The 26,761-nt window shown below is 51.7% G+C and carries 27 protein-coding genes; 14 read left to right on the top strand and 13 right to left on the bottom strand.

Translation table 11 applies throughout. The features are described 5' to 3' along the window. Positions 1–31 precede the first annotated feature (31 nt). The 5 genes from VFA_RS16780 to msrB all read left to right on the top strand — a co-directional run bounded on the left by VFA_RS16780 (position 32) and on the right by msrB (position 5,132). Positions 32–949: a LysR family transcriptional regulator gene (locus tag VFA_RS16780; RefSeq protein WP_172475449.1), complete on the top strand. Its 918-nt coding sequence runs from the start codon at positions 32–34 to the stop codon at positions 947–949. 101 nt (positions 950–1,050) lie between these two features. Then, positions 1,051–1,236 (top strand): hypothetical protein, encoded by a 186-nt coding sequence (locus tag VFA_RS16775; protein ID WP_004728041.1) that lies wholly within the window; start codon positions 1,051–1,053, stop codon positions 1,234–1,236. Positions 1,237–1,255: 19 nt separating this feature from the next. After that, entirely contained in the window at positions 1,256–1,906 is a 651-nt protein-coding gene (gene elbB / locus VFA_RS16770) for an isoprenoid biosynthesis glyoxalase ElbB (protein ID WP_004728040.1), read from the top strand. 213 nt (positions 1,907–2,119) lie between these two features. Continuing rightward, complete coding sequence (locus VFA_RS16765) at positions 2,120–3,868, top strand: formate--tetrahydrofolate ligase (RefSeq protein WP_004728039.1); 1,749 nt, start codon at positions 2,120–2,122, stop codon at positions 3,866–3,868. Positions 3,869–4,001: 133 nt separating this feature from the next. Beyond that, entirely contained in the window at positions 4,002–5,132 is a 1,131-nt protein-coding gene (msrB, locus tag VFA_RS16760) for a peptide-methionine (R)-S-oxide reductase MsrB (RefSeq protein WP_004728038.1), read from the top strand. On the opposite strand, the gene VFA_RS16755 is transcribed toward msrB, so the two are convergent. After that, positions 5,125–6,183: a helix-turn-helix domain-containing protein gene (locus tag VFA_RS16755; protein ID WP_232281738.1), complete on the bottom strand. Its 1,059-nt coding sequence runs from the start codon at positions 6,181–6,183 to the stop codon at positions 5,125–5,127. The two genes, msrB and VFA_RS16755, sit on opposite strands and share 8 nt — an antisense overlap. 217 nt (positions 6,184–6,400) lie before the next feature. On the opposite strand from VFA_RS16755, the gene VFA_RS16745 reads away from it, so the two are divergent. The 3 genes from VFA_RS16745 to eat are packed head-to-tail and all read left to right on the top strand — an operon-like array spanning position 6,401 to position 10,068. Further along, positions 6,401–7,804, top strand: coding sequence for an ethanolamine ammonia-lyase subunit EutB (locus VFA_RS16745; protein ID WP_004728035.1), 1,404 nt, complete (start codon positions 6,401–6,403; stop codon positions 7,802–7,804). Continuing rightward, positions 7,801–8,643 carry an ethanolamine ammonia-lyase subunit EutC gene (eutC, locus tag VFA_RS16740; RefSeq protein WP_004728034.1) on the top strand — a complete coding sequence of 281 codons (843 nt, stop codon included), beginning with the start codon at positions 7,801–7,803 and terminating at the stop codon, positions 8,641–8,643. Before VFA_RS16745 ends, eutC begins: the two co-directional genes overlap by 4 nt. A 27-nt stretch (positions 8,644–8,670) precedes the next feature. After that, positions 8,671–10,068: an ethanolamine permease gene (gene eat, locus VFA_RS16735; protein WP_004728033.1), complete on the top strand. Its 1,398-nt coding sequence runs from the start codon at positions 8,671–8,673 to the stop codon at positions 10,066–10,068. A 77-nt stretch (positions 10,069–10,145) separates the two neighbouring features. Here the strand turns inward: eat and folE are convergent, their stop codons facing one another. Then, positions 10,146–10,799 carry a GTP cyclohydrolase I FolE gene (folE, locus tag VFA_RS16730; RefSeq protein ID WP_038152105.1) on the bottom strand — a complete coding sequence of 218 codons (654 nt, stop codon included), beginning with the start codon at positions 10,797–10,799 and terminating at the stop codon, positions 10,146–10,148. Positions 10,800–10,948: 149 nt separating this feature from the next. Here folE and moeA point away from each other — a divergent pair, with 149 nt between their 5' ends. From moeA to VFA_RS16715, 3 genes are all read left to right on the top strand, one after another. After that, complete coding sequence (moeA, locus tag VFA_RS16725) at positions 10,949–12,184, top strand: molybdopterin molybdotransferase MoeA (RefSeq protein ID WP_004728031.1); 1,236 nt, start codon at positions 10,949–10,951, stop codon at positions 12,182–12,184. 8 nt (positions 12,185–12,192) lie between these two features. Next, entirely contained in the window at positions 12,193–12,945 is a 753-nt protein-coding gene (gene moeB, locus VFA_RS16720) for a molybdopterin-synthase adenylyltransferase MoeB (RefSeq protein ID WP_004728030.1), read from the top strand. Positions 12,946–13,037: 92 nt separating this feature from the next. Further along, positions 13,038–13,868 carry a sulfurtransferase gene (locus VFA_RS16715; protein WP_004728029.1) on the top strand — a complete coding sequence of 277 codons (831 nt, stop codon included), beginning with the start codon at positions 13,038–13,040 and terminating at the stop codon, positions 13,866–13,868. A gap of 66 nt (positions 13,869–13,934) precedes the next feature. Here the strand turns inward: VFA_RS16715 and VFA_RS16710 are convergent, their stop codons facing one another. Beyond that, positions 13,935–14,924, bottom strand: coding sequence for a sugar-binding transcriptional regulator (locus tag VFA_RS16710; RefSeq protein ID WP_004728028.1), 990 nt, complete (start codon positions 14,922–14,924; stop codon positions 13,935–13,937). A 452-nt stretch (positions 14,925–15,376) separates the two neighbouring features. Here VFA_RS16710 and tal point away from each other — a divergent pair, with 452 nt between their 5' ends. Both tal and tkt read left to right on the top strand, forming a co-directional pair. Next, positions 15,377–16,327 carry a transaldolase gene (gene tal / locus VFA_RS16705; protein WP_004728027.1) on the top strand — a complete coding sequence of 317 codons (951 nt, stop codon included), beginning with the start codon at positions 15,377–15,379 and terminating at the stop codon, positions 16,325–16,327. A gap of 109 nt (positions 16,328–16,436) precedes the next feature. Continuing rightward, a complete protein-coding gene (gene tkt, locus VFA_RS16700) occupies positions 16,437–18,428 on the top strand; it encodes a transketolase (protein WP_004728026.1) in 1,992 nt (663 codons plus the stop codon). A gap of 92 nt (positions 18,429–18,520) precedes the next feature. Here tkt and VFA_RS16695 read toward each other — a convergent pair whose 3' ends face one another. The 3 genes from VFA_RS16695 to VFA_RS16685 all read right to left on the bottom strand — a co-directional run bounded on the left by VFA_RS16695 (position 18,521) and on the right by VFA_RS16685 (position 21,273). Then, positions 18,521–19,567 carry an AbrB family transcriptional regulator gene (locus VFA_RS16695; RefSeq protein WP_004728025.1) on the bottom strand — a complete coding sequence of 349 codons (1,047 nt, stop codon included), beginning with the start codon at positions 19,565–19,567 and terminating at the stop codon, positions 18,521–18,523. A 154-nt stretch (positions 19,568–19,721) separates the two neighbouring features. Then, complete coding sequence (locus tag VFA_RS16690) at positions 19,722–20,636, bottom strand: LysR family transcriptional regulator (protein WP_004728024.1); 915 nt, start codon at positions 20,634–20,636, stop codon at positions 19,722–19,724. Positions 20,637–20,805: 169 nt separating this feature from the next. Then, positions 20,806–21,273, bottom strand: coding sequence for an HPP family protein (locus tag VFA_RS16685; RefSeq protein ID WP_004728023.1), 468 nt, complete (start codon positions 21,271–21,273; stop codon positions 20,806–20,808). Between the two features lie 100 nt (positions 21,274–21,373). Here VFA_RS16685 and VFA_RS16680 point away from each other — a divergent pair, with 100 nt between their 5' ends. Further along, positions 21,374–21,931, top strand: coding sequence for a TetR/AcrR family transcriptional regulator (locus VFA_RS16680; RefSeq protein WP_004728022.1), 558 nt, complete (start codon positions 21,374–21,376; stop codon positions 21,929–21,931). On the opposite strand, the gene VFA_RS16675 is transcribed toward VFA_RS16680, so the two are convergent. The 7 genes from VFA_RS16675 to VFA_RS16645 form a co-directional block, all read right to left on the bottom strand. After that, on the bottom strand, positions 21,932–22,900 hold the full coding sequence (locus tag VFA_RS16675) for a D-2-hydroxyacid dehydrogenase family protein (protein WP_038152369.1): 969 nt from the start codon (positions 22,898–22,900) through the stop codon (positions 21,932–21,934). It abuts the gene before it with no gap. Positions 22,901–22,980: 80 nt separating this feature from the next. After that, on the bottom strand, positions 22,981–23,625 hold the full coding sequence (locus VFA_RS16670; protein WP_004728020.1) for an O-methyltransferase: 645 nt from the start codon (positions 23,623–23,625) through the stop codon (positions 22,981–22,983). Between the two features lie 24 nt (positions 23,626–23,649). Next, complete coding sequence (locus tag VFA_RS16665) at positions 23,650–24,336, bottom strand: DUF4336 domain-containing protein (protein WP_004728019.1); 687 nt, start codon at positions 24,334–24,336, stop codon at positions 23,650–23,652. Positions 24,337–24,359: 23 nt separating this feature from the next. Next, positions 24,360–24,974 (bottom strand): LysE family translocator, encoded by a 615-nt coding sequence (locus VFA_RS16660; protein ID WP_004728018.1) that lies wholly within the window; start codon positions 24,972–24,974, stop codon positions 24,360–24,362. Between the two features lie 31 nt (positions 24,975–25,005). Then, complete coding sequence (locus VFA_RS16655; RefSeq protein ID WP_038152099.1) at positions 25,006–25,539, bottom strand: GNAT family N-acetyltransferase; 534 nt, start codon at positions 25,537–25,539, stop codon at positions 25,006–25,008. A gap of 64 nt (positions 25,540–25,603) precedes the next feature. Beyond that, on the bottom strand, positions 25,604–26,038 hold the full coding sequence (locus VFA_RS16650) for a hypothetical protein (RefSeq protein WP_004728016.1): 435 nt from the start codon (positions 26,036–26,038) through the stop codon (positions 25,604–25,606). Positions 26,039–26,208: 170 nt separating this feature from the next. After that, positions 26,209–26,757, bottom strand: coding sequence for a cysteine hydrolase family protein (locus tag VFA_RS16645; RefSeq protein WP_004728015.1), 549 nt, complete (start codon positions 26,755–26,757; stop codon positions 26,209–26,211). Positions 26,758–26,761: the final 4 nt, after the last annotated feature.

The raw sequence follows: 26,761 nt of genomic DNA, 5'->3' as shown, positions 1-26,761 counted from the left end.
GAAACTTTTTGTTAAGAATATCTCAACAATGATGGATAACACATTTGCCGCCATTCCGATTTTCGTTGCCGTCGTAGAATGCGGCAGTTTCTCCAGCGCCGCCGAGAAACTCAGCATCACCAAGTCTGCCGTGAGCAAACGCGTGACGCAACTTGAAGATGAGTTGGGCATTCGCCTGCTCAACCGCACCACGCGTAAACTGAGCCTCACTGAAGCGGGCGAACGCTATTATTACCATGTGTCCCAAGCGCTGAGCTTTGCACAGCAAGGCAGTGACGCGGTCACTGAACTACAAGGTGAACCCCAAGGTAAACTGAAGATCACAGCGCCCATGTCGTTTGGCGTGTTGCATGTCGCGACCCTCATTGCCGAGTTTCTCACCCGCTATCCGAAAGTCGAAATCGATCTGCAATTGGAAGATCAGATGGTCGATTTAGTGCAAGGCGGCTTTGACCTCGCCATTCGTATCGGCCATTTGCCGGTCTCTAATCTCGTTGCCAAACGATTAGTACGCTGTCGCAGCGTGTTGTGCTGCTCACCTGATTATCTCAGCCGGCACCCTGCACCGCAGAAACCTGCGGATTTACTGCAACACAACTGCTTGGTGTACTCCTACTTTCGAGGGGGCAGCGAATGGACTTTCACCCAAAACGGGTCGGATTTCAAAGTGATTCCAACCGGGAACCTCAGCATCAACAACAGCGAAGCGATTCGCCGCGCCCTGCTTGATGGATTGGGCATCGGCCAACTGCCAACTTTTTTGGTGAGCAAAGACATTCGCGCTGGTAAGCTGCACGCCATCATGACCGATTACCCGCTGCCCGAGCACGCAATTTACGCCGTGTTTCCCGAACGCAAACATCTGCCGCATAAAGTGCGCGCTTTTATGGAGTTCATTAGCGAAAAACTGGGCACCGATCAGCCGTATTGGGATCAAGGCATCTTCTGAGCCGTCAATCTCAGAAAACACGAAGGGACAGTGATTTAGCGCAAAGACCGAGGCTCATGCTGGGCTTATAACGGGTGTTTTCCCCAACGTCGGAGTCATCGATGAAACACTTCTTGCCTTCCTCAGTCATGTTGATGCCTTTCGTGGTGAAGCATTATCCCGAAACGGATGATGAAATTCGCGACGACGAACAACAACATGAATCATCACCTCAACTAGACTTAGAAGATAGGCAAACATCACCTGCAGAATCAGGCCGAAAGCGCAAGAAAGACGCCGCCGTTTAGACGATTAAGGAACCGACCGATGAAAAAAGTAGCTGTGATATTGAGTGGATGTGGTGTATTCGATGGCGCCGAAATTCATGAATCGGTGCTTGCCCTCCACGCGATTGAAAAACACGGTGCCACTTGGCACTGTTTCGCGCCCAACATTGATCAAATGCACGTGGTCAACCACCTCACCGGCGAAGCCACGAATGAGAAACGCAATGTGTTGGTAGAAGCCGCTCGGATTGCACGTGGCAAAATTGAGGATGTCGCGAAGCTTAAAGCCGAAGATTACGACGCTTTGCTATTACCCGGCGGTTTTGGCGCAGCGAAAAACCTGACTGACTTTGCCGTCAAAGGCGCCGATTGCAGCATCAACACTCATGTTGCAGCCGCGTGTCGTGCCTTTGCACAAGCGGGTAAACCTGCGGCATACCTTTGCATTGCGCCCACCATCATTCCCATGATTTACGAACATGGTGTGGAAGGCACCATCGGCAGCGATCCAGACACCGCCAGCGCGTTCCGTAAAATGGGCGGCGAACACGTCACCTGCCCGGTCGACGACTTTGTGTTCGACCAAAAACACAACGTCCTGTCCACTCCCGCGTACATGCTGGCTGAAAACATCTCTCAAGCCGCAGCGGGCATTGATCGCCTTGTCGCAGCGTTAATCAAGCTTGCCTAATCCCACGCAGGCGCTGACGCTCAGCGCCTGTTTTCTTTACACCCTTCCCCAGCAAATTCCGTTGCAGACGTTTGATCAACATCAGGAATGGTTTAGAATTCCGGCCTTGCAAAACAATCGTCTCGATAATTCCCCTTTACAAGCTCATATTTAAAGCTATTATCGCGACGCAAACGTTTTCCTAACCAGTTTCATCGCCATGATGAGGGTTTTATGCTGCCAGATATCGAAATTTGTCGCTCCACGCCGTTGACTGCTATTGAGCAGATCGCCCATCAAGCCGGACTGCTCCCTGAAGAGTTCCAAAGCCAAGGCCGTTATAAAGCCAAAGTCTCGCTTCACTGCCTCGATCGCTTACACGATCAACCTGCCGGAAAATTCATTTTGGTCACCGCCATCACGCCAACGCCGCTGGGCGAAGGCAAAACCGTCACCACAATTGGTCTGGCGCAAGGTTTGGCTCGTTTACAACATTCGGTGATGGCCTGTATTCGTCAGCCGTCGATGGGGCCGATTTTCGGCGTTAAAGGGGGCGCTGCCGGTGGCGGTTATTCACAGGTTGCACCGATGGAAGAGCTGAATCTGCACTTAACCGGCGATATTCATGCCGTGACGGCCGCGCATAACCTCGCCGCCGCCGCGATTGATGCGCGCATCTACCACGAGCAGCGCCACGGGTATGACGATTTTGCAGCAAGAACAGGCATGCCTGCCCTGCGTCTTGACCCCAAACGCATTGTCTGGAAGCGCGTGATGGATCACAACGATCGCGCGCTGCGCATGGTCACTGTCGGCCGCAATGAAGCCGGCAAAACAATCAACGGTTACGAGCGTGAAGACGGCTTTGATATCTCGGCCGCCTCGGAATTGATGGCGATTCTTGCACTGGCAAAAGATCTCACAGACTTGCGTCGCCGCATCGGCAACATCGTGGTCGGCTACAACCTAGATGGTCAACCGGTGACCACCGAAGATCTGAAAGTTGCGGGCGCCATGGCCGTCAGCATGAAAGAGGCGATTCAACCCACCTTAATGCAAACTCTGGAAGGCGTACCGACGCTGATTCACGCCGGCCCGTTTGCCAACATCGCGCACGGCAACTCTTCCATCATTGCTGATGACATCGCCACACGCCTCGCTGACTACACCGTGACAGAAGGTGGTTTCGGCTCTGATATGGGCTTTGAAAAAGCGTGTAACATCAAAGCCAGCGCGTCGGGCAAAACGCCTGATTGCGCAGTCATCGTTGCAACATTGCGCGGCTTGAAAGCCAACTCCGGCCATTATGATCTGCGCCCAGGACAACCAGTCCCTGAAAGCCTGTTTACACCAGACCGTGACGCTTTAATCGCGGGTTTTGAAAACCTCAAATGGCACATCAACAACGTCAACAAATACGGCATTCCTGCGGTCGTGGCGATTAACCGCTTTCCGCAAGATAGTGATGAAGAGCTGGCGCAGCTCAAACAGATGATTGAAGTGCTGCCCAACGATGTGCTGGTGGCCCTGTCGGAAGGATTCGCCAAAGGTGGAGAAGGCACACGCGAACTGGCCGAACACGTGGTCACACAGTGCAGTAAATCCGCACACTTTACGCCGCTGTATGCACCCGACGCCCCGTTGCTTGAGAAACTCAAAGCGGTCGCAATAAAGGGCTACGGCGCAGGCTCCGTCACCTTGAGCGACAAAGCGCAAGCTCAGCTTGATGACCTGCAAGCAAAAGGCTTTGGTCATCTTTCGGTATGTCTGGCGAAGACGCCGCTGTCGATCACCACTGATTCGGCGCACAAAGGTGCGCCGAGCGGATTTGATGTTCCTATTCGCGAGCTGAAACTCTGCGCAGGCGCGGAATTTGTGTATGCCTTATGCGGCAACGTGATGACCATGCCGGGGCTGCCCGAGAAACCGGCGTTTATGGGGCTGGATATCGACGATCAAGGCCGCATCATCGGGTTAAGTTAAACACTCGGGCCACATCACCCCATTGAAAAGCTTCGCCACCGCGAAGCTTTTTTCTTTGCATTCGATTTGAAATTTTTCCGACCGTGTGCCGTTCTTTTCGTATATCCGTTCAACAAAACGAGTAAGAACCGCCATGAAACGCATTACGTTATTTTTGTTTGCCTTACTGGTCGCCGTACCACTTTCTGTATCGTTTTTCTCCCAAGCAGACACGTCTGCCACCAGCAAACACGCCAGTCATGAAGAAGTCGCAACACTAGCCGGTGGCTGTTTTTGGTGTACTGAATCTGACATGGAAAAACTCGCCGGCGTGATTGCCGTTGTCTCAGGGTATTCCGGTGGCCATGTCGATAATCCGACTTATAAGCAAGTCTCGTCAGGTTCCACCGGTCACATTGAATCAATTCAGGTCACGTATGACGCCGACAAAGTCAGCTATGAACAGGTATTGGACCATTTCTTCCGCCATATCGACCCCACCGACGATCAAGGTTCATTTGTTGATCGAGGGAACCAATATCGCCCGGCGATTTTCTATCATAACGCGCAGCAAAAACAGATTGCTGAACGCTTTATGAAAGCGATCGACGAATCTGGTATTTTCAAAAAGCCACTGAAAACTGAACTCATCGCTTTTAAGCAGTTCTGGCCTGCTGAAGAGTACCATCAGGATTTCTACAAAAAGAGCGCCCTGCGCTACAAATACTATCGCTACGCCTCTGGCCGCGATCAGTACTTAGATACGATTTTTGGTGAAGATCGCGTTGAACACCCCAAAACGCTGCGCCAAATCATCGATGAAAGCAAAGGCATCCGCAGTGCGAAAACTTACACTCGCCCATCGGATAAAGAGATTCGTGCCAAACTGACGGATTTACAGTACTACGTCACGCAAGAAGAAGGCACTGAGCACGCGTTTAAAAACGAGTATTGGGATAACAAAGCGGAAGGCATTTATGTCGATATCGTTTCCGGCGAGCCGTTGTTTTCGTCTACCGACAAATATAAATCCGGCACGGGTTGGCCCAGCTTTACCCAACCGATTAATCCAGCGTATATCGTGACCAAAGACGATAACACCCTGTTTTACACTCGCACCGAAGTGCGCAGCCGCTTTGGTCAATCCCACTTGGGCCATGTGTTTAATGACGGCCCTGCGCCGACAGGTTTGCGCTACTGTATGAACTCCGCTGCGATGCGATTTGTGCCGAAAGCGGAGATGCAAGCCCAAGGCTATGGGGAATACCTCAAACTGTTCAAATAAATACTGAACGTGATGTGGTGACAAATGGATTGACCACAGCAGCCTGTTGATACCTAAGCGCCCGGTCACGCGTCTGACTGGGCGTTTCACCAAATAGCAGCTTGTAATAATGATTAAACGTGCCGATGTGATAGAAGCCAAAGTCTAGTGCGACGTCGCAGATCGCCCGCTGCTGCGACTGATCCAGTAATACCCGCCGCACCGCATTCAAACGGCACTCACGCAAAAACGTCGCCGGACTCACGCCAAGCTCTTGTTCAAAACAGTTCTGCAACGTGCGTTGGCTGACACAGGCGATCGCGCACATATCGCTGATACTTAACGGATAGTCGCCGTTCTGTTCAATGTATTGATACAGGCGCCGCAACGCCTGACGCCGAGTATGGTAACTGCGCGGTTCACGTTCAGTCGAGATTTGAAACGCACTCAGACGATCCATCACCGCTGTACGCAGCATGGCATGCAAATGCGCTTGGGCGACACTCTCTTCAAGTAGCTTTTGTCCAAGTATCGACTGCGGACTCAGCGCGTCTCGAATCAAGTCCACCAGCGACCAGCAACCGTGCTGCGGCACATTGTTTTCAACCAATGTGGCCGTTTCCCACTGGGTATTTTCCCATTGCTCCTGGCTGCCAAATTGCATTCCGTTCAACAGCAGCTCACGGTCGATCACAATGCCAAAAATATGAAAATCCTGAGGCGTCGCCAATTCGAACGACTCCTGCGCCGGACGAATCATCAATTGATGCGTTTCAGCTTGCAGACCATTTACTTTAGGCCGTTGGCTGTTCATCGAAAAACCAATCCAAACCGCATTGGGATTCACGCAACATTCCTGATGAACGGCGCGACTGGTGTACTCCTCAAACAGGTGCAAACCGGGCAACTTTATTTCATCCAGATACCCATTAAATTGCCCTGCACCGTGTTGATTATACTTTTGTTCCCAAGCACTTAGGCTTTGTGCCTGCTGGTTGACATCAAAACTGTACTGTTTGCACCTCGTTGGTGCGCATGAATTCCCTTCATGAAGCAATTGAACCAAATTCATTTTCACCCTCTTGCACCAGCATTATGCACAACCTCTTTTATCTCACTGTTTTTATTGGCTTATTTAACTTTGCCTATTTCCGTCATGCTCGCGGAACAGTTTTCGCACTGTTTTCACAATCTTGTTTGCAACAGGTATACCAAGACAAATTGCAATGTTCAGGCCGCACAGCCCTGAACAAACCCACACCGCACAACGGTAAAGATTGAGAGGCATCATGAGTTCACGCTACCGATATCAATTAGGCAGTCAGACCTATCAGTTTGCTTCTTTGAAAGAAGTGATGGCGAAGGCGTCGCCGCTGCGCTCCGGCGACCAATTGGCGGGGGTAGCTGCCACATCGGCGGAAGAGCGCGTGATCGCGCAGATGATATTGGCAGATCTGCCCCTCACAACCTTCCTCAACGACACTTTGATTCCGTACGAGGACGACGAAATTACCCGTCTGATCATCGATGAGCATGATGCTCGTGCATTCGTGGAAATCGCGCATCTCACGGTCGGCGATTTTCGTAACTGGCTGCTGCAAGAAACCACCACCCATCTTGAATTGGCGCGGGTTTGCGCTGGCATCACGCCCGAAATGGCCGCGGCAGTCAGCAAAATCATGCGCAATCAGGATCTGATTCTGGTGGCGAAGAAGTGTCAGGTGACCACCGCATTTCGTAACACCATCGGTCTGCCCGGTCGCTTATCCACCCGTTTGCAACCCAATCACCCGACCGATGACATGAGCGGCATTGCGGCATCGATTTTTGATGGCCTGATGTATGGCAACGGCGATGCCGTGATTGGCATCAATCCCGCCACCGACAGCGTGAGTCAGGCGATTCAGCTCATGAAACTGATGGATGACGTGATTCAGCATTATGACATTCCGACTCAATCGTGCGTCCTGACCCATGTGACGAACACGGTCGAAGCGATTGAGAAAGGCGCGCCGGTCGATTTGGTGTTTCAATCCATCGGTGGCACCGAAGCGACCAATCAAGGGTTCGGTATCAACCTGAATGTGATTGCCGAAGCCTATGATGCCGCGCTGAGCCTCAATCGCGGCACGGTCGGCAACAACGTGATGTATTTCGAAACCGGCCAAGGCAGCGCGCTGTCGGCCAACGGCCATCACAACGTCGACCAACAAACCTGCGAAGTGCGCGCCTATGCGCTGGCGCGCAAGTTCAAACCGTTACTGGTTAACACCGTGGTCGGCTTCATCGGCCCGGAATATCTGTTTGACGGCAAGCAGATCACCCGCGCCGGGCTGGAAGATCACTTCTGCGGGAAACTGCTTGGCCTACCGATGGGGTGTGACATCTGCTACACCAACCACGCTTACGCCGATCAAAACGACATGGACAATCTGCTGACGCTGCTCGGCGTCGCCGAGTGTTCATTCATCATGGGCATCCCGGGCTCTGATGACATCATGCTCAACTACCAGACCACCTCGTTTCATGACGCGCTCTATGCCCGCCAAGTGTTGGGTTCTCGCCCTGCGCCAGAATTTGAAAGCTGGCTGAAGAAAATGGAAATCTTCCATCAGGATGGACGCAAGCAACTCGCCGACGATTTGTCGCCACATTTTAGCCAGCCACTGCGACTCATTCAGGAGGCCGTATGAGTAAGGCGCCGACTTCCGCGTTGATCCATGAGGATCCATGGCACAAGCTGCGCCAGTTTACCCAAGCACGTATTGGGATTGGCCGCGTAGGAACCAGCATTCCGACCCAAGAGCTATTGCGTTTTCAGCTCTCGCACGCACAAGCGATGGATGCGGTGCATGTGCCGCTCGACGAAGCGGATCTAGTTGACGCCTTAGCGAAAAACTCAGCCATTGTGCCCTATCTGCCCGCATTTTCTTTGCATAGCCAAGCCAGTGATCGCCTCACGTATCTGCAACGGCCCGATTTGGGCCGCAAGCTCGATGATGCCTCGATTGAACGTTTGAAGCAGCACAGCGATAGCACGCCAAGCCCGTACGATTTGGCGATTGTCATTGCCGATGGTTTGTCGTCTTACGCAATCAGTCATCACGCGGCGCCCTTTATCGACGCCTTGATCACGCAGCTCCATGCCGACCAACGACATGATTGGCGTATCGCGCCATTGAGCATCGTGCATCAAGGGCGCGTGGCGGTTGGTGATGACGTGGGTGAAGCGATCAACGCACGCGAGGTACTGGTACTGGTGGGCGAACGCCCGGGGTTAAGTTCCCCCGATAGCTTGGGGCTGTATCTGACCTGGCACCCACAGCGCGGTACCGAAGATTCACTACGCAACTGTATTTCCAATGTGCGCCCACAAGGCCTGCCTTATCACGCGGCAGCGATGAAATGCTTCTATCTGCTGGCTGAGTCACGCCGGCTCAAACTCACCGGCGTCGGGCTGAAAGATCGTTCTGACGACGCGCAGTTGGATAAACCGATTCAAGCAAACCAATTTTCGTTAACCACTGATTAGATTTTAAGGACATTACTGAGGATTGTTATGATGGAAAATAGCGGCAAACCGGGTCTGAAACGGACCCTTGGAAAATTTCACTTATGGGGCATTGCCGTCGGGCTGGTCATTTCGGGCGAATACTTCGGCTGGAGTTACGGTTGGGCGCAGGCTGGGACGCTCGGCTTTTTGATCACCACCCTGATCATTGCCACCATGTACACCGCGTTCATTTTCAGTTTTACCGAGCTGTCGACGTCCATTCCCCACGCAGGCGGCCCATTCGCTTATGCGTATCGCGCCTTTGGTCCGTTAGGCGGCTATGTCGCCGGTTTTGCCACCTTGGTTGAATTTGTGTTTGCGCCGCCCGCCATCGCCATGGCCATCGGGGCATATCTGAATGTTCAGTTTCCGACGCTCGATCCCAAAATGGTGGCCGTGGTTGCTTACGTGGTCTTTATGGGACTCAACCTTGTTGGGGTAAGCATTGCCGCGACGTTCGAACTTTTGGTCACAATTCTTGCTATCGTCGAACTGCTGGTCTTTATGGGCGTCGTCTCACCCGGTTTCTCCATGGCAAATTTTGCTGCCAATGGTTGGGCTGGCAGCGATGTCTTCTCTGGCGAAGCAATTTCCGGCATCTTTGCGGCGATTCCTTTTGCCATCTGGTTTTTCCTCGCCATTGAAGGCGCGTCGATGGCGGCGGAAGAAGCCAAAGATCCGAAACGCACGATTCCGGTGGCGTTTATCGCCGGTATTTTAACGCTGGTGGTGCTGGCCGTGGGCGTGATGTTCTTTGCGGGTGGCGCCGGTGACTGGCGTGAACTGTCCAACATCAACGACCCACTGCCGCAAGCCATGAAAATGATTGTTGGTGAATCGAGTGGCTGGTTACACATGCTGGTGTGGCTGGGTTTGTTTGGCCTTATTGCGTCATTCCACGGCATCATCATGGGGTATTCACGTCAGATTTTCGCTTTAGCGCGCGCAGGCTTCCTGCCAAAATCACTCGCCGCTGTAAACCAACGTTATCAAACGCCGCATTGGGCGATTCTGGCGGGCGGCGTTGTGGGTATCGCGGCTATCTTCTCTGACAACCTGATTGTCATTGGCGGGCAGCCACTGACTGCAAATATCGTCACCATGGCGGTGTTTGGTGCCATCGTGATGTACATCGTATCCATGTTGGCGCTGTTCAAACTGCGTCGTACGGAACCAGCGCTGGAACGTCCGTTCCGCGCCCCGCTCTACCCATTTGCTCCGGCGCTTGCTCTGGGTCTAGCGGTACTTGCTCTGGTTGCGATGGTGTATTACAACTTCCTGCTGACGCTGATCTTTGTCGGGTTATTTGCCCTTGGTTTTCTCTACTTCAAAGCGACACATGATGAAAGCTCGATGCAGGAAGGCCATGACATGCTGCTGATGCCACAAGCCAGTAAAGCGTAAAAAGTGCCATTCGCTTGACTATCAGAGACAAAAAAAGGACATCCGAGGATGTCCTTTTTCATTGAATATTTGTGTACTTACCGCAAGCCGTGCAGAAATTCAGCGCGGGTTGCGGGGTTGGACTTAAAAATGCCACCAAGCGCCGTGGTTGTGGTTTCGCTGGTTGCATCCATCACACCACGTGATTTCACGCAGTAGTGAGTCGCATCGATGGTGACGGCCACGTCTTCTGATTCCAACAGGGTTTGCAGCGCAACCAGAATTTGTTGCGTCATACGCTCTTGCACCTGTGGGCGCTGCGCAAAAAAGCGCACAATGCGGTTAATTTTCGACAGGCCGATAATTTTGCCACGCGGAATATACGCCACCGCCGCTTTCCCATCGATAGTCACCAAGTGGTGCTCACAGGTACTGGTCACGGTAATGTCTTTCACACGCACCATTTCGCTCACGTTCATCTTGTTTTCGATAACCGTGATTTTCGGGAAGTTGTGGTAATCCAGACCAGAGAAGATCTCATCGACATACATCTTCGAGATTCGGTGCGGGGTTTCTTCAAGGCTATCGTCAGTGAGGTCCAGTCCTAAGAGAGTCAGAATTTCACGCATATGGTGTTCAATTCGTTCTTTTTTCTCATCTCGACTGATCGTGTTTGGTTGCATTGGCGTTTCCAAACCACGACGTTCCAGCGCATCTTTTACTAACTTCGCGGATTCGCTCAAACCTGACATTACCTTACCTCATATTAACCCTTTCGGATGGCTGACAAGGATACTCGGATTTTTTAATAATTACACCCATATTTTATCGGTGGACATTATTGCCACTGGGCTTTGTGTGCTAAAGTACTCCTCAAAAATGAAGACCATAGGATTTCATCATGGGCTGTTGTGACGCTCCCGGCTTAATGCCAATTGAAGACGCGCTGGACAAAATGCTCTCGCGCATCACTCCGATTCAAACCACACTGACGCTTCCCCTTGCCGACGCACTCGGTTTTGTCCTTGCTGAAGATATTCTCTCTCCGATTAACGTGCCGCCGTTTGATAACTCCGCGATGGATGGCTATGCCGTGCGCCGCGCCGAATTGGCCACCCAAACGCCACTACCGGTCGCGGGCAAATCGTTTGCCGGCCAACCCTTTGACGGTGAATGGCCAGCCATGAGCTGTGTGCGCATTATGACCGGGGCAAAAATTCCGGACGGTTGCGATGCGGTGATCATGCAAGAGCAAGCCACGGTGTCGGATCAAGGCGTCAACTTCAGCCACACCGACATCAAACCGAATGACAACATTCGCCCGACCGGTGACGACATTCACCAAGGCGATGTGGTTCTGAGTCAAGGCGCGCGCCTCACACCCCGTGACATTCCGATGATCGCCACACTTGGCGTGGCCAATGTGACCGTTTATCGCAAGCCGAAAGTGGCATTTTTCTCAACCGGTGACGAGTTGAAGCCGCTGGGTCAACCGCTGGATGCCGGTCAGATCTACGACAGCAACCGTTACGGTATTAAACCGCTGATTGAAAACTTCGGCTGCGAAGCCATTGATCTCGGCATCATTCCTGACTGCCCAGAGACGTTAAAAGCCACGTTTGAGAAAGCCCAAAGCCTGGCGGATGTGGTGGTCACTTCCGGCGGCGTGAGCGTGGGTGAAGCGGACTACACCAAAGATATTCTGGAACAACTGGGTCAAATCGGCTTCTGGAAACTGGCGATTAAACCGGGGAAACCGTTCGCGTTTGGCGAACTGGAAAACGCCTGGTTCTGCGGCTTGCCGGGTAACCCGGTCTCCGCGGTTCTGACCATGTACGTTCTGGTGCAACCAATGTTGGCAAAACTGTCTGGCCACGCCGAATGGACAGCGCCTGAGTCAATTCCGGCCATCACCCGCACCACCTTCAAGAAAGCCCCGGGACGCACCGATTACCAACGCGGCATTTACCGCATCGAAAACGGTCAGTTCGTGGTTGAAACCACTGGAAACCAAAGCTCCGGCGCATTCCGCTCGATGAGCTTGGCGAACTGCTTTGTGGTGCTCGAACGCGAACGCGGCCGAGTCGAAGCTGGCGAAACCGTCAACATTCAGCTTTTTAACGCAACCTTATACTAGGAGCTCGTGTGGATATTCTCAGCGACTCAGAAATGCTGCGTTACAACCGTCAAATCATTCTCAAACAGTTTGATTTTGATGGTCAGGAAGCGCTGAAACAAAGTGCCGTATTGATTCTCGGCGCAGGCGGTTTGGGCTGCGCGTCCAGCCAATATCTGGCCACAGCGGGCGTGGGTCAAATCACGCTGATTGACGATGACACCGTGGAGCTATCCAACCTGCAGCGTCAGGTATTGCACCATGATGCCAATATCGGCGAGCTTAAAGTGGCATCAGCGGCCCAATCACTGCAAGAACTTAACCCGAACATTGCCATTGAAACCGTCGCCAAACGCCTGAGCGACGACGAGCTGGAAGCCCTGATTGCACAACATTCATTAGTTTTGGATGCCTCGGATAACGTCGACACGCGTAATCAGTTGAATCGCTTGTGCTTTAAAACCAAAACCCCACTGGTTTCCGGCGCGGCGATTCGTATGGAAGGCCAAGTAAGCGTGTTTACTTACCAAAGCGAAGACGAACCGTGTTACCAATGCCTGAGCGCGCTGTTTGGAAACGCAGCGTTAAGCTGCGTAGAAGCTGGCGTCATGGCGCCCGTGGTTGGCATCATTGGCGCCGTGCAAGCGATGGAAGCGATCAAAGTGCTGGCCAATTACGGCGCTCCGATTCGCGGTAAAATTCTGATGTTAGATGCCATGAGCATGTCTTGGCGTGAAATGAAGCTGATGAAGCTGCCCACCTGTCCGGTGTGTCACTCCTAATCGACAGGCGCAATGAAGCGCCTGTTTTTATTTGGATTCTTTGCCAGAATTGAGTAACGTAGCTCATCACACCCAATACAGGATGAAGTGGAATGTCGCCATTAGTTACCCCAGCTTGGCTCGCAGAAAAACAAAACGATCCGCGCTTAGTCGTGCTCGACGCCAGCATTGATTTTCAAATTCCGAGCGAAACCGAAAAGGACAAAGTCAATAAGATTCCCGGCGCGCGCCGTTTCGATTACGACAGCGTGTTTTGCGACACTGAATGCGACCTTCCCCACATGATGCCCACGGAAGCGCGCTTTAATGAACTGGCGCAGCAACTGGGACTCAACCAAGATTCCATTATTGTGGTGTACGACAACAGCGGCACATTTGCTTCGCCTCGCGCATGGTGGATGTTTAAAGCATTTGGTCACAATGACGTCTACATTCTCGACGGCGGGCTGACCGAATGGAAAGCCCAAGGTTACACTGTCACCCAAAGTTACGATGATTCATACGCGCCCGGCCACTTTGCCGGTACGCTCGACCGGCGTTTCTTTGTCGATGCGAACTACGTGTTAAGCAAAATCGATGACGACAGCAGCCTGACTGTCGATGCACGATCCAAAGCCCGTTTTCTGGCACAAGTGGCCGAACCTCGCCCGGGAATTCGCAGCGGTCATATTCCCGGTGCATGTTGTCTGCCGTTTGCTGAGCTGATGAACGGTCATCAGATGAAATCACCAACGGAGCTGAAACCAATTTTGCAACAAGCGCTCATTCGTCCAGCCGATGAGTATCTGTTCAGTTGCGGCTCCGGTGTCACCGCCTGCATCGTATTACTCGCTGCCACCCTCTGCGGCTACCAAAATCTGGCCGTCTACGATGGTTCTTGGACGGAATGGGGTCAGCGCCACGACTTGCCGATTGAGAAATAAGCGACCAAACAGCAAAAAGGCCACATTCATGTGGCCTTTTCATTTCGCGACGAATATAGCAGCACGCTAATAAGTATCACGCATCTGTTCATCTAAGTTGAGCACCGTCAGCGCGTTGGTCACGCTGGTCGCAATCACATCGATGGCGCCAGTGCGCAGTGCACCAAGCAATGCCAACGGCTTACTGTTCTCGGCCGCAATCGCGATCACTTCGGCGATGCGGCGAAACTCTTCAATGCCCAAACCAATCACGCGATCGCTCATCACGGTGTTAGCAATCTCGCCATGCACATTAAAGAAATCGTACCCGGCGAAATCGCCGACCACGCCTTGCTTAAGACGCGACTGCACCACTTCATCCGGCGTAAACCAGCCCAAATCGACCATGTAGCTGTTTTCACTCATGTCACCAATACCGACCAAGGCGATGTCTGCTTTGCGCGCCAGATCGAGCGTTTGCTTGACGGTGGCGTTTTGCATGAAAGCCAGTTTCTGCGCGCGGTTCTCGGCATACGCTGGGGCGTACAAGGTTTCTGAGGTACCACCGTACTTCTTCGCCATCTGACGACAAATGTGGTCGGCGTTAAACATCCCCCCGCGTGGGTGAATGCCGCCGATGCTACACACGAACTTACAATCACGCGGCGTAATCACGCCCACATGATGCGCCACCGAAGACACGTTGCGCCCTTGGCCGATACTCACCACCATGCCATTCTTTAATGTGCTGGAAAGGTAATTCGACACCAATCCCGACACTTGTTGGCGCTGCAACTCTTCGTTGGGCTGGTCTAGCGCCACCAAAGCCCGCTTCACACCAAAGCGCTCGATCAAACGCTGTTCAATCTTGGCACTGAACACCGGGTGGTATTTCACGGTGATCTCGACAATGCCCTCATCACGCGCCTGTTTCAGCATGCGCCCCACTTTGGCACGCGAAATCGCAAACTTCTTCGAGATCTCTTCTTGAGTTGCCCCGTCTTGATAGTAGGCAACGGAAATCTCCGTCAGCAAATCGGTGTTTTCCACCGAAATATCTTGGTTCGAACCGCTCATGTCACGCTCTCAATCATTACGTTGCTCAGCATGGTATCGGATACTGAGCATCTGCTCATTGACGTAGCATATGTTATAGCGCCAAATAAATGCAACATTTGCTCACAACCAATACATTTTCTCACCACGATTCTCGCTGATATTTTTGCCTGTCTAAGTGCAGTAAGACTTAGGCAAACGTTTCTTTATTTGCCTTGGCTGGCGTCAGATAAAATTAGTGGGTAAAAGTCGGCAGAAAGGGCAAATCACGATTGACTTTCAGCATAGATAGGATAAATATGGATGCATCATTTACTCAACGAACGAGCAAATGTTCGCTACAGTTGCTCGGTCGCTGAAAAACATTGTGTTAGTCATAAGTAGGCTTGCCATCTCATGGCAATTCGCTTATCTAACCTGCATGCAAATGCCCAGCGAATCGCTGGCCTAGCCCAAAGAATAGGACGATCGAAATGAGCAACAAATTAGAGCAACTACGTAAACTAACAACTGTTGTGGCTGATACTGGTGAAATTGACGCGATCAAAAAATACCAGCCAGAAGATGCAACAACCAACCCTTCTCTAATTCTTAAAGCCGCTCAAATTGCAGAATATGCCCCACTGATCGATCAAGCGATCGAATACGCGAAATCACAAACCAGCGACAAAGCAGAACAAGTTCAAGAAGCGTGTGACATGCTGGCAGTGAACATCGGTAAAGAAATCCTGACCACCATCCCAGGCCGTATCTCGACTGAAGTTGATGCTCGTCTGTCTTACGACACTGAAGGCAGCATCGTTAAAGCTCGCAAACTGATCAAAATGTACAACGATGCAGGCATCTCAAACGACCGCATCCTGATCAAACTGGCTTCTACTTGGGAAGGCATCCGCGCAGCGGAAGTGCTGGAGAAAGAAGGCATCAACTGTAACCTGACTCTGCTGTTCTCTTTCGCGCAAGCGCGTGCTTGTGCTGAAGCGGGCGTGTTCCTGATTTCACCATTCGTTGGTCGTATCATGGACTGGTACAAAGCAAAAGAAGGTCGTGACTTCGAAGCGCAAGAAGATCCAGGCGTACTGTCTGTGTCTAAAATCTACAACTACTACAAACAACACGGTTACAAAACTGTGGTGATGGGCGCAAGCTTCCGTAACATCGGCGAGATCCTAGAACTGGCTGGCTGTGACCGCCTGACTATCGCGCCATCGCTACTGGCTGAGCTAGAAGCGGCTGAAGGCGACGTGGTTGAGAAACTGGTTAATTCGAAAGGTACACAAGAACGTCCAGCAGCGATGACTCACTCTGAATTCCTGTGGGAACACAACCAAGATGCAATGGCGGTAGAAAAACTGGCAGAAGGTATCCGTAACTTCGCAGTAGACCAAGGCAAACTGGAAACCATGATCGCAGCGAAACTTTAATCGCTCGACAACTTCCCGTAGAGGGAACTCAAATTCAAGGGGAAGCGCCCGCTTCCCCGATTTATTTTCGACTATTCATTTTTAAATCCTAACGACTACGGAATCTATTATGAACCGCAAACAACTGGCGAACGCAATCCGTGCACTGAGCATGGACGGTGTACAAAAAGCTAACTCTGGCCACCCGGGTGCCCCAATGGGTATGGCTGACATCGCTGAAGTACTTTGGCGCAGTCACTTGAACCACAACCCACAAAACCCAAAATGGTCAGACCGCGACCGTTTCGTGCTGTCGAACGGCCACGGCTCGATGCTGATTTACTCATTGCTGCACCTGAGCGGTTACGATCTGTCGATTGACGACCTGAAAAACTTCCGTCAACTGCACTCAAAAACCCCAGGCCACCCAGAATACGGTTACGCACCGGGCATCGAAACCACCACAGGTCCACTGGGCCAAGGCATCACCAATGCTGTGGGTATGGCGATTGCTGAAAAAGCACTGGCAGCACAATTCAACAAACCGGGCCACGACATCGTTGACCACTTCACTTATGTGTTCATGGGTGACGGCTGTCTGATGGAAGGTATCTCACACGAAGCGTGTTCTCTGGCTGGCACACTGGGCCTTGGCAAACTGATCGCATTCTGGGATGACAACGGCATCTCGATCGACGGTCACGTAGAAGGCTGGTTCTCAGACGACACACCAAAACGCTTTGAAGCCTACGGTTGGCATGTGATTCCTGCAGTTGATGGTCACGATTCTGACGCCATCAACGCAGCGATTGAAGCAGCAAAAGCAGACCCGCGCCCAACGCTGATCTGTACTAAAACCATCATCGGTTTCGGTTCGCCAAACAAAGCGGGCTCACACGATTGTCACGGTGCTCCTCTGGGCGCTGACGAAATCAAAGCTGCGCGTGAATTCCTGGGTTGGGAATACGCACCCTTTGAAATCCCAGCCGACATCTACGCGGAGTGGGATGCCAAAGAAGCTGGCGCAGCCAAAGAATCAGCATGGGATGAGAAATTTGCCGCTTACGCAGCTGCTTACCCAGCAGAAGCTGCAGAATACCAACGCCGCGTAGCGGGTGAAATGCCAGCTAACTGGGAAGAAGCCAGCAGCGCAATCATTGCTGAACTGCAAGCGAACCCAGCAAACATTGCGTCACGTAAAGCATCGCAAAATGCACTGGAAGCATTTGGTAAACTGCTGCCAGAATTCATGGGCGGCTCTGCAGACCTTGCACCGTCAAACCTGACCATGTGGTCTGGCTCGAAATCGCTGGAAGCAAGCGACTTCTCAGGCAACTACATCCACTACGGCGTACGTGAATTTGGTATGACCGCCATCATGAACGGTATCGCACTGCACGGCGGTTTCGTGCCTTACGGCGCGACCTTCCTGATGTTCATGGAATACGCGCGTAACGCGATGCGTATGGCTGCGCTGATGAAGATTCAAAACATCCAAGTCTACACGCACGACTCGATTGGTCTGGGTGAAGATGGCCCAACGCACCAACCGGTTGAACAAATCGCTTCTCTGCGTCTGACACCAAACATGAACACATGGCGTCCATGTGACCAAGTTGAATCAGCCGTGGCGTGGAAACTGGCAATTGAACGTAAAGACGCGCCAACTGCGCTGATCTTCTCGCGTCAAAACCTTGCGCAGCAACCTCGTGATGCTGAGCAACTGGCGAACATCACCAAAGGTGGCTACATCCTGAAAGATTGCGCAGGCAAACCTGAGTTGATCCTGATTGCCACTGGCTCTGAAGTCGAGCTGGCGGTGGAAGCTGCAGCGCAACTGACTGCCGAAGGCAAGCAAGTGCGCGTGGTGTCGATGCCCTCGACCGATGCATTCGACAAACAAGACGCTGCGTACCGTGAATCGGTACTGCCAGCAGACGTAACTGCTCGTATCGCGATCGAAGCTGGCATTGCCGACTTCTGGTACAAGTACGTTGGCTTTGGTGGCCGCATCATCGGTATGACCAGCTTCGGCGAATCTGCACCGGCTGGCGAGCTGTTCAAACTGTTCGGCTTCACCACTGAAAACGTCGTGAACACAGCCAAAGAACTGCTGGCATAAGCTCAAGCATTTCGCACACCAAAAGCCCCGCTCATTGAGCGGGGCTTTTTTAGTCTGTGGATTAGTTATGTGCAGTGTGATAGCTCAGCCGATTAATGTCCGCTGTCACGAAGCGCCTCAAGCTGGTTTTTCAGCAACGCAGGCAACGTATAGAGCAACAATAAACGGATCGCGTGATTAACCATCACAAACGCAGGCTCCAGCCCTAACAGCAATGCCACAGCCGTCATGGCTTCCACGCTGCCCGGCACCCAAGATAACAACATCACCAACCAAGGCATCCCCAGCGCAATCGACGCAATATAAGACGTAATCACAGCCACCAACATGCCAATGAATGTCACCATCACACCTGCTTTTGAATAAGAGACGGCTTCTCGCAACGTGGTTTCCGCCAAACGAGCACCGATCAACACACCCAGCAGCGCGGTAGAAAACAGCACCAACCACACTGGAACCGCTAATGTCACCGGCGCCATGATGCCATTACACGCAGCTGCAATCACCAAGGAAGCAATCATATAAGGCGCAGGCACGCCGAAACGTACCGAGAGTTTGCCACTCACCATACTGATGGCCACAATCCCGGTCAGCACGCTCCATTGTTCCAAATTCAGCGCAACACTCTCTTTGACGACTTCAGCGGTATTGCTGGAGATGGCCCCGGCCAGAACAATCAAGATGATTAAACGTACCGAATGGGCATAGACCACTTTCGGTGACGGTTTACTCTCCGATTCACTGATCACCAAAATGGCTGCCATTGCGCCCGGCACTGCCGCCAACAGCGATTCAAATGGACTCCACTTTTCGCGCTTATGCAACCACCAAAAACTGCCGCCAGTTTGCAGCATGAGGCACACGATCAACCCCAAAATGACTGGCAAGCTGATGGTGTGAGCTAACTCGGCAATCGAGATCGTCGCACCAACACTGATGCCCAACACGACTTGGATAAACATCAATAAGGTTTGTGGAATACGCAACGCATGGTTAAACCGCTTTCGCAAAAGAATCACGACAAAAGCAGATAAAAATAGCCCCGTTAGCGGCAAGGTAAAGCACTGTGCAGCCAAGGAACCCATCGCAGCAACCACAAGGATCTGCCCCAGATTGGTGATAGAAGATCGTTTGAACATGATTCGCTCTTGTTAATACTACCGGCAACGATTGCGCCGCCGCTTAGACAATGGTGAGAATGGGCGTCTGTTATCCATGGCATGAACAATGGCGACGCGAGACAGCGTCGTCATTCTACGCCGAACAGCGCAACATTGCATCGCGATGGCACAACTATGCTGGCTCCGAGTCTCTCAAGCATGGTGACAGCAAGCTTTTTAACGCCTGATTAAGATACGTGGTCCGTTGCGGCAAAACGCGATGGCGTTTGTGAATCAGATACAGTGTTTCATACACCTGCGTCTTGCGCTGGATAACAGCGATGCGGTCTGTATCCACAAAGCTACTCACGGCAGATTTAGGCAATAACGTAAAGCCAAGGCCTCGCGCCACCGGCACCAAAATCTGGTTAATCTGATTGACGTAGCTACTCACGTGAAGCTTGGCAGTATCGACTTGTCGCAACTGCTCGTCATCACAACGAGACAAGTACAGTGACAAATAATGCTCCGCATCGGGATGGCTCACTAACCCGAGTTCCAACAGCGTTTCTGCAAGGTTCGGCGTTTGTTCATACGCTTTGGGCACCACAATGAACAGCGGCTCTTGGCCTATCTCTTCCACTTGCAACAAACTTTGATTGGGTACGTGCGTCACGATACCGACATCCGCCTCACCGCTTTCGACCTGACGCATAATGCGTTGATTCGGCGCCGCCTCCACTTCAATCGACAAGCCGCGATGACGCTGTTGAATATCGAGCAGTTGCGGGTATAGCGTTAACGCCATCGCACCGGAACACGCCAACTTATAGCGCCCAGAAAAGGGATCATCTTCACCCAATTGAATCAACAGATTCCGCTCGCTTTGCGCTTGCTGGCAGGCATATTCGTACACCAACCGTCCTTGCTCGGTGATTTCAAACGTCTTATTGATGCGCTTGATCAACGCGTGTCCACATGCCTCTTCCAACTTGCGAACATGCTGACTCACGCCCGGCTGCGTCATAAACAATTTGTCAGCGGTTTGAGTAAAGTGGCCGGTTTCAATCAACGTTTTAAACGTCATCAGCCAGTTAGGATTCAACATGCACTCACCATAACAATAAATTATCAAACGAAGAATATATGATAATTATTCTCCGTTCTACGTTTTGGGCGTGAGTTAGTCATCAACCGCCTTCAATTCCCCTTGGATGACCTGCAACGACGCAAGAAACGTCAGTCACCGGCTGGCCATACCCGGTGACTGCGCCGGTTTAAGCACGGCTTTGACGGGCAGCCAGCCATTTGCGGTTACACGCTTGATTCAACTGACCGCACAGCACGATGACGACCGCGCCAATCAATACCGGTGTGATCAAAAACGACCAACTTTGCGCGGTGAGCATGATGAGCAGCGGATTCGCCCCCGCAGGCGGATGCGTCGTTTTGGTGGCGAGCATTAAACTGATGGCAAGCCCCGTCGCCAATGCCAAACTCCACGGCTCCACTGGCAATCCATGCACGAACGCCAATCCGACAGTCGCGGTAATCAGGTGACCAAAAATCACATTTTTCGGCTGCGCTAGCGGGCTGTCTGGCACGCCAAACACCAACACAGCCGTGGCTCCGAATGGCGCCATCAACCACAAACCCGCACTACTCCATGCATCCGCATACGAAAGTAACCCGATGGCGCACGTCGCCGCACACCCTGCCAATAAAGCGGACTTCAAATGATTCATTCTATTACTCCTTGTTGGTAGACCACTCTGTCTACCCAATTAAAATAGACAAGTCTGTCTACCTGTGTCAACATCAATTTTGTCGACACAGGAGCAAAGCATGAGTGATAAACGTGAACAGTTGATTCAAACCGCATTGATGCTGTTTTACCAACATGGCATTCGAGCGATTGGGATTAACGAAGTATTGAAACAATCGGGCATTGCGAAAAAAACGCTCTATCATCACTTCAGCAGCAAAGACGAGTTGGTATTGGCTGCTTTGCAGTACCGAGATACTATTTTTCTTGATTGGCTACGTCACGAAGTCACCCATTTGCGCCCGGGTATCGAAGCGTTGCAAGGCTTGTTTCACGCGCTTGATCGCTGGTTTCACGACGATGTGCCAGCCCTGCAACCGTTTCGCGGCTGTTTTTTTATCAATACCGCTGTCGAATACCGCGACGACAACCCCACCCTCGCAGCGTATTGCCAAGCGCATAAAGCCAAGGTTAGAAGTATCGTGCGTCACTGCCTGACAGACGAACAAGCGCGTCAAACCGATTTGTTGGACACGGTGTGCTTATTGAAGGAAGGGGCGATCGTGACAGCGCAGGTCAATGGCGACATGAACGCCGCCAGACCGATCCTCACGATGTTGCCTAGGTTGTTAGGGTGATCACGAGTGTGCGACCAGATTGGTGGGTTGCCCTTGAGCAAACGCAATCACGTTCGCAAACGCATGCTTGAAATAAAGCTCGTAACTTTCACGCTCCACGTATCCTAAATGGGGCGTACACAGAACATTGCTGAGCGCGATCAAAGGTTGAATCGTGGCATCACATGGCTCTTGTTCGTACACATCCACCGCGGCTTGCCGAGTTGGACACTCGGTCATTGCACGATACAACGCATCGGGTGCCACCAGCTCAGCGCGGCTGGTATTCACAAACAGTGCATTGGGTTTCATTCGCGCGAGATCCGAATACGTCACAATGCCCCGAGTTGCCTCATTGAGTCGCAAATGGAGCGAAATGACATCTGATTGCGCAAAGAACGCCGCTTGGCTCTCTGCTGCCACAAATCCGTGTTCACCCGCCAGCGCGCATGACGTCTCACTGCCCCACACCAGAACCTGCATGCCAAACACTTTGGCGTATTGTGCGATCATTTGGCCGATCTTGCCGTAACCCCAAAGCCCAAGCGTCTGCCCTGCAAGCACCCGTCCCAATCCCAAGTTCCCATTCTGTTGCCAATGGCCTTGTTGCAACTGAGTGATGTACTGCGGCAGATGACGCGAAGCCGCCATGATCAGCGACCAACACAGCTCCGCGGGCGCCGTTGGCGAGCCAACCCCTTCCGCCACTTCAACGTTGTATCGGTGGCACAACGCAACATCAATATGATTGCTCACTTTGCCCGTTTGACTGATGAGTTTTAAGTTCGGACAACGCGCAAGCAGCGATTCAGTGATCACCGTTCGTTCGCGGATCAACACCACAGCATCAAATGGCGCTAACGCCAAAGCCAGCGCCTCTTCACTCTCGAAGGTGTGATTAAACACCGTCACCTCATAACCCGCCAATTGTTGGAAGGTTTTCAGCTCACGCACGACATCTTGATAGTCGTCTAGAATCGCGATTTTCATCATCATATATCCGTTTGTGTCGCCCTACGCCCTATGATTGGAGGGTAGAGATTGGCGTTGTCATGATCAGCAGATGATCGTTATCGGATCTGCTCGTGTTCAACCTGCATCGGTTCATGCGGTGATACATCGGCCGATTTGTGGATCAGGTATTCCCCTTTGCCAACGGTAAGCAAACTGGTGGTAAATTCATCCCGTTGCTCAAAATAATCGACAAAGGATTCGATTTCGCTGGCATGTGAAATGGCATTATCCACCACAATCACGCCTCCCGGTTTTAAGCGCGCCAGCACCGGTGCAATCAATTGAGGATAGACGCTGCGCTGTGTATCCATAAACACCAAATCAAGCGCGTGTGGCACGTTGTGGATTTGCTCAAGCACATCGCCCACCAAGATGTCGATGACATGCTCAACACCAGCTCGTACGAAATTAGCTTGTGCTTCCGCCACCTTGTGTTCGCTGCGCTCAATCGTAAAGATCTGCCCATTATTCGGCAGCGCGGCAGCCAGCCACAACGTGGAATAGCCGTTTGACGTGCCGAGTTCGAGAACACGCTTTACCCCACCGCTTTTGACCAACCAATAAAGCAATTCGCCGGTATCACGCGTGATATTGAGGTATTTGAATTGGCGATCCGTTTGAGTCGCGTCATTGTCTGCCCCTTTTTGCTCCAGCTCGCAAAGCAGTGTTTGCATCGCTGGGCTGAGTTTATTTTGCATCATGAACCTCCCTGAGTGTGCTTGACGTTATTGCAACCAATGAAATGAACGGCTTAAAAACGCGCAGCCATTCGCAGTAATCCATTCACCATGCGCCATCACAATTTGCTCCGGTTGCCACGCGAGCATGGTCTCAAGGTGCTGCTTGGCCTCACGTTTGTGGAACGTGAAACTCAAACGCCAATCGAGCGGCATTTTGCCGTGTGGCGCCACCACGCCCGCTGCTTTTGCCAAGGTCATCTTCCAGCCGCCAAAGGCTTGCGGTGAAAAGTTTTCAATCAGATCGGTCACGATGAGGGTTGAACTGGCACGATGAAAAAAGACCGCTTCTTGCATCACCTTTGAACCGGTAAACAGCAGGTAATGAATGTCCGAATCCCACGGATTGTCCAACTGGGCATCCAAAACGCCATCAAAGCGTAAATCAGGACGTTTTGCGATCACCTGATGCGTGCCGTAGGTCAACGCATGAGGATAAGCGAGCTGCCAATCCTGCACGAACAAATGATGCAGATGATTGGGCGCGATGAGGAATGCCACATCGCCCAAAGCATCAATGGCGCGTTGCAGCTCGGGTGTCAATCGAATCGGGCTATGAATCCAGAGTTGGTCGTTGCTGAATTTAACCACCGTCATGCGCGTGGTATAAGGCAAGGTAAAGAAAGGCACGGCATCGCCGTCCACAATCCAAATTTGTTCACCGATGGCTTGCATGCTGGCATCTCTCCGTTGGCGCGTTACGCCGTCAGTTGATTCACAATTTCGCTCACAACCGGCATCACAGAAACGACGAGCAACGCCGCCATGACCCAGTTAAACCATTGTCTTTGCTTTGGTGATTGCAACCACTTTTTCAACAGCGAACCAAACAGCAACCACACCCCCACGCACGGAAAAGAGACGACAAAGAACGTCGCAGCAATCATGAGATTCTGAGTTACAAAGTTAGCGCCAACGGTGGTAAACGCCGCAATTGCACCGGTTGCAACAACCCATGCTTTGGCATTCACCCATTGAAAAAGTGCACCTTTAAGAAAGCCGAACGGCTGGGTTTGGGGAGCGGTTTGAATGGTATTCGAAGCGCGGGCAATCAACACCGCAAGATAGAGCAAGTAAGCAGTTCCAACGCATTTAATCACCACGTGCAACAGCGGAAAACGATCAAACAACTGGCCAAATCCCAACCCGACCAGCAGTAACATGACGGTAAAGCCAACACAGATGCCCGTCAGCAAAGGTAAACTCTTCTTCACCCCAAAATTGAGTCCTGATGTCATCACCATGATGTTGTTTGGACCGGGGGTCACCGACGAGGCGACCGCAAACAAAATAGTCGCCCATACATACTCCATTGCAGCCTCTCCTTCGTCGTCAATCAATCCATCAGTTGGGTGCGGAACCAGAGGTTTCAATCCAATACCGAGCCAATTCGCACTCAAAGACCTTTCCCCAAACCAAGCTTTCAAATACACCGCCATTGTTTTCGATGACGCCTCTGGAAGCCCAGTTGTCTGAATCGGCGACCAACAAGGCCCGTTCAATCCCTAAGGCGTGTGCTTGGCGAAGCGCGAGCGATAGCATATGGCTACCAACCCCTTGTCGTCGTTGTGATGGAGCAACGTCATAACCGATATGCCCGCATTCAACACGCAGAAAGTCATTTTCTATATGGTGCCGCACACGAATCGCCCCCAAGATTTGATGCGCATCATCCACCAGCCAGAAATGATTGCAAGGCACGTATCCGGTCGGCAATCCAATCCCTTGTGCTTCATCATTGAGCCGTTGAACGTATTGAGCAAATGCATGCTGACTCGGCTCATAGTAAGCCGAATTTTCCGGGTCATGATGCACAAAATCTTGATAGAAAATATGAAATGCAGATTCGTAGCATGGGTGCGGCGCAACTAACTTCAAAAGACCCCCTTTGAGTGACAAAAAGAGCCCGAATTCGGGCTCCGCCTTTCGCAATCGTATCGGGTTACAGTTTGACAACTTCACCCGTGAGCGCGACACCAGCAATCACAGCGCCGGCACCACATTGAAAAGTATCTTCACTGGACGTGAGATTATTTTTGTAGTTCGATTTGATGTTAACGACAGCATTACCACCTTCTTTGATGGCGCGGTCTTTCAGCGCGATCATGGCTGAGAGAAAGACCCATTGGCACGCTTCTTCATCGCTTTTGTTAAAGGCGTTGGTTTTCTTGTTGGTTTTGAACTCGCCCATCGTTTTCAGTACCGCTGGATGCACTTGATCACCAAAGAAAAATTGAACGTCATCACCCAATTTGGTTTGTGCAACCTCTTGGTTTAAAGCATCTTGAATCGAGTAATTGCCCACATCATCACGAGCAACAGCAGAAGCGGAACAAAGCACTAACATCGATAAAATCGCAGGAAGGATCTTTTTCATTTTTTATCCTGAAATGAAATATGTAGAACGGCAACAAACTTGTTGTCTTAAGAAACACCTACCATATCGATTTAATGTCCAGCCTGCAAACAACTTATTGATGAAACAAATCATTGACAGGCTAAGCGTCTCACTTTCGTGACGCGGCGTGAGTGACGAAGACGCCTGAATTAGTCCGTACTTTGGCAAATTTCTAGGGTGGTCATCGCCTTGATCGGCACCCGGAAACTGGAAATATGAGACAGCACAAACGAATGGTGATGACGAATCAGTTCGGCAGAGGCATGGGGCTTGTCATGCGTGGTGTGCGCATCCGTCGCCAGTTGAATCGCATAACCCAATGCCGCAGCGCGACGTGTGGTGGTGTCCACACAAAAATCAGAAGCGTACCCGCAGATCACCAACTCATCGATATCCTGCTCTTCCAGCAAGCAACGTAAATCCGTGTGGTGGAATGAATCCGGCGTGGTTTTACGCACAAACAGATCCCCCTCTTCGGTGTTCAAATCATGTTGCAGTTGCCACCCTTCACTCTCGTATTTCAGCTCTGGGTATTCTGGCTCTTCGTGTTGAATGAAGATCACCGGATAGCCTTTCTCCCTTGCCCAATGACTCAGCGTGTTGATGTTGTGCACAACATCTTTTGCCGCGTAGGGCTTTGGCACCGGCTCAAAAAGGGATTCCTGAACATCAATAATCAGTAACGCTTTATTTTTCATACCA

This window comes from Vibrio furnissii CIP 102972, from assembly GCF_000176175.1.
GTDB classification, from domain to species: Bacteria; Pseudomonadota; Gammaproteobacteria; order Enterobacterales; family Vibrionaceae; genus Vibrio; species Vibrio furnissii.
The sequence above is the reverse complement of the archived record's forward strand: the minus strand, read 5'-3'. Positions and strand labels throughout refer to the sequence as shown.

What these genes read in the sequence shown, in the direction of transcription:
- VFA_RS16780 (WP_172475449.1), top strand. Translation starts at nt 32, where the DNA reads ATGGATAACACATTTGCCGCCATTCCGATTTTCGTTGCCGTCGTAGAA.
- moeA (WP_004728031.1), top strand. Translation starts at nt 10,949, where the DNA reads ATGGGCTGTTGTGACGCTCCCGGCTTAATGCCAATTGAAGACGCGCTG.
- VFA_RS16685 (WP_004728023.1), bottom strand. Translation starts at nt 21,273, where the DNA reads ATGAATCATTTGAAGTCCGCTTTATTGGCAGGGTGTGCGGCGACGTGC.
- VFA_RS16715 (WP_004728029.1), top strand. Translation starts at nt 13,038, where the DNA reads ATGTCGCCATTAGTTACCCCAGCTTGGCTCGCAGAAAAACAAAACGAT.
- VFA_RS16650 (WP_004728016.1), bottom strand. Translation starts at nt 26,038, where the DNA reads ATGAAAAAGATCCTTCCTGCGATTTTATCGATGTTAGTGCTTTGTTCC.
- VFA_RS16665 (WP_004728019.1), bottom strand. Translation starts at nt 24,336, where the DNA reads ATGCAAGCCATCGGTGAACAAATTTGGATTGTGGACGGCGATGCCGTG.
- folE (WP_038152105.1), bottom strand. Translation starts at nt 10,799, where the DNA reads ATGTCAGGTTTGAGCGAATCCGCGAAGTTAGTAAAAGATGCGCTGGAA.
- eat (WP_004728033.1), top strand. Translation starts at nt 8,671, where the DNA reads ATGATGGAAAATAGCGGCAAACCGGGTCTGAAACGGACCCTTGGAAAA.
- VFA_RS16775 (WP_004728041.1), top strand. Translation starts at nt 1,051, where the DNA reads ATGAAACACTTCTTGCCTTCCTCAGTCATGTTGATGCCTTTCGTGGTG.
- VFA_RS16675 (WP_038152369.1), bottom strand. Translation starts at nt 22,900, where the DNA reads ATGAAAATCGCGATTCTAGACGACTATCAAGATGTCGTGCGTGAGCTG.
- VFA_RS16690 (WP_004728024.1), bottom strand. Translation starts at nt 20,636, where the DNA reads ATGTTGAATCCTAACTGGCTGATGACGTTTAAAACGTTGATTGAAACC.
- tal (WP_004728027.1), top strand. Translation starts at nt 15,377, where the DNA reads ATGAGCAACAAATTAGAGCAACTACGTAAACTAACAACTGTTGTGGCT.
- VFA_RS16670 (WP_004728020.1), bottom strand. Translation starts at nt 23,625, where the DNA reads ATGATGCAAAATAAACTCAGCCCAGCGATGCAAACACTGCTTTGCGAG.
- VFA_RS16755 (WP_232281738.1), bottom strand. Translation starts at nt 6,183, where the DNA reads ATGAATTTGGTTCAATTGCTTCATGAAGGGAATTCATGCGCACCAACG.
- VFA_RS16710 (WP_004728028.1), bottom strand. Translation starts at nt 14,924, where the DNA reads ATGAGCGGTTCGAACCAAGATATTTCGGTGGAAAACACCGATTTGCTG.
- tkt (WP_004728026.1), top strand. Translation starts at nt 16,437, where the DNA reads ATGAACCGCAAACAACTGGCGAACGCAATCCGTGCACTGAGCATGGAC.
- VFA_RS16660 (WP_004728018.1), bottom strand. Translation starts at nt 24,974, where the DNA reads ATGGAGTATGTATGGGCGACTATTTTGTTTGCGGTCGCCTCGTCGGTG.
- VFA_RS16695 (WP_004728025.1), bottom strand. Translation starts at nt 19,567, where the DNA reads ATGTTCAAACGATCTTCTATCACCAATCTGGGGCAGATCCTTGTGGTT.
- VFA_RS16765 (WP_004728039.1), top strand. Translation starts at nt 2,120, where the DNA reads ATGCTGCCAGATATCGAAATTTGTCGCTCCACGCCGTTGACTGCTATT.
- eutC (WP_004728034.1), top strand. Translation starts at nt 7,801, where the DNA reads ATGAGTAAGGCGCCGACTTCCGCGTTGATCCATGAGGATCCATGGCAC.
- VFA_RS16745 (WP_004728035.1), top strand. Translation starts at nt 6,401, where the DNA reads ATGAGTTCACGCTACCGATATCAATTAGGCAGTCAGACCTATCAGTTT.
- VFA_RS16680 (WP_004728022.1), top strand. Translation starts at nt 21,374, where the DNA reads ATGAGTGATAAACGTGAACAGTTGATTCAAACCGCATTGATGCTGTTT.
- msrB (WP_004728038.1), top strand. Translation starts at nt 4,002, where the DNA reads ATGAAACGCATTACGTTATTTTTGTTTGCCTTACTGGTCGCCGTACCA.
- elbB (WP_004728040.1), top strand. Translation starts at nt 1,256, where the DNA reads ATGAAAAAAGTAGCTGTGATATTGAGTGGATGTGGTGTATTCGATGGC.
- VFA_RS16645 (WP_004728015.1), bottom strand. Translation starts at nt 26,757, where the DNA reads ATGAAAAATAAAGCGTTACTGATTATTGATGTTCAGGAATCCCTTTTT.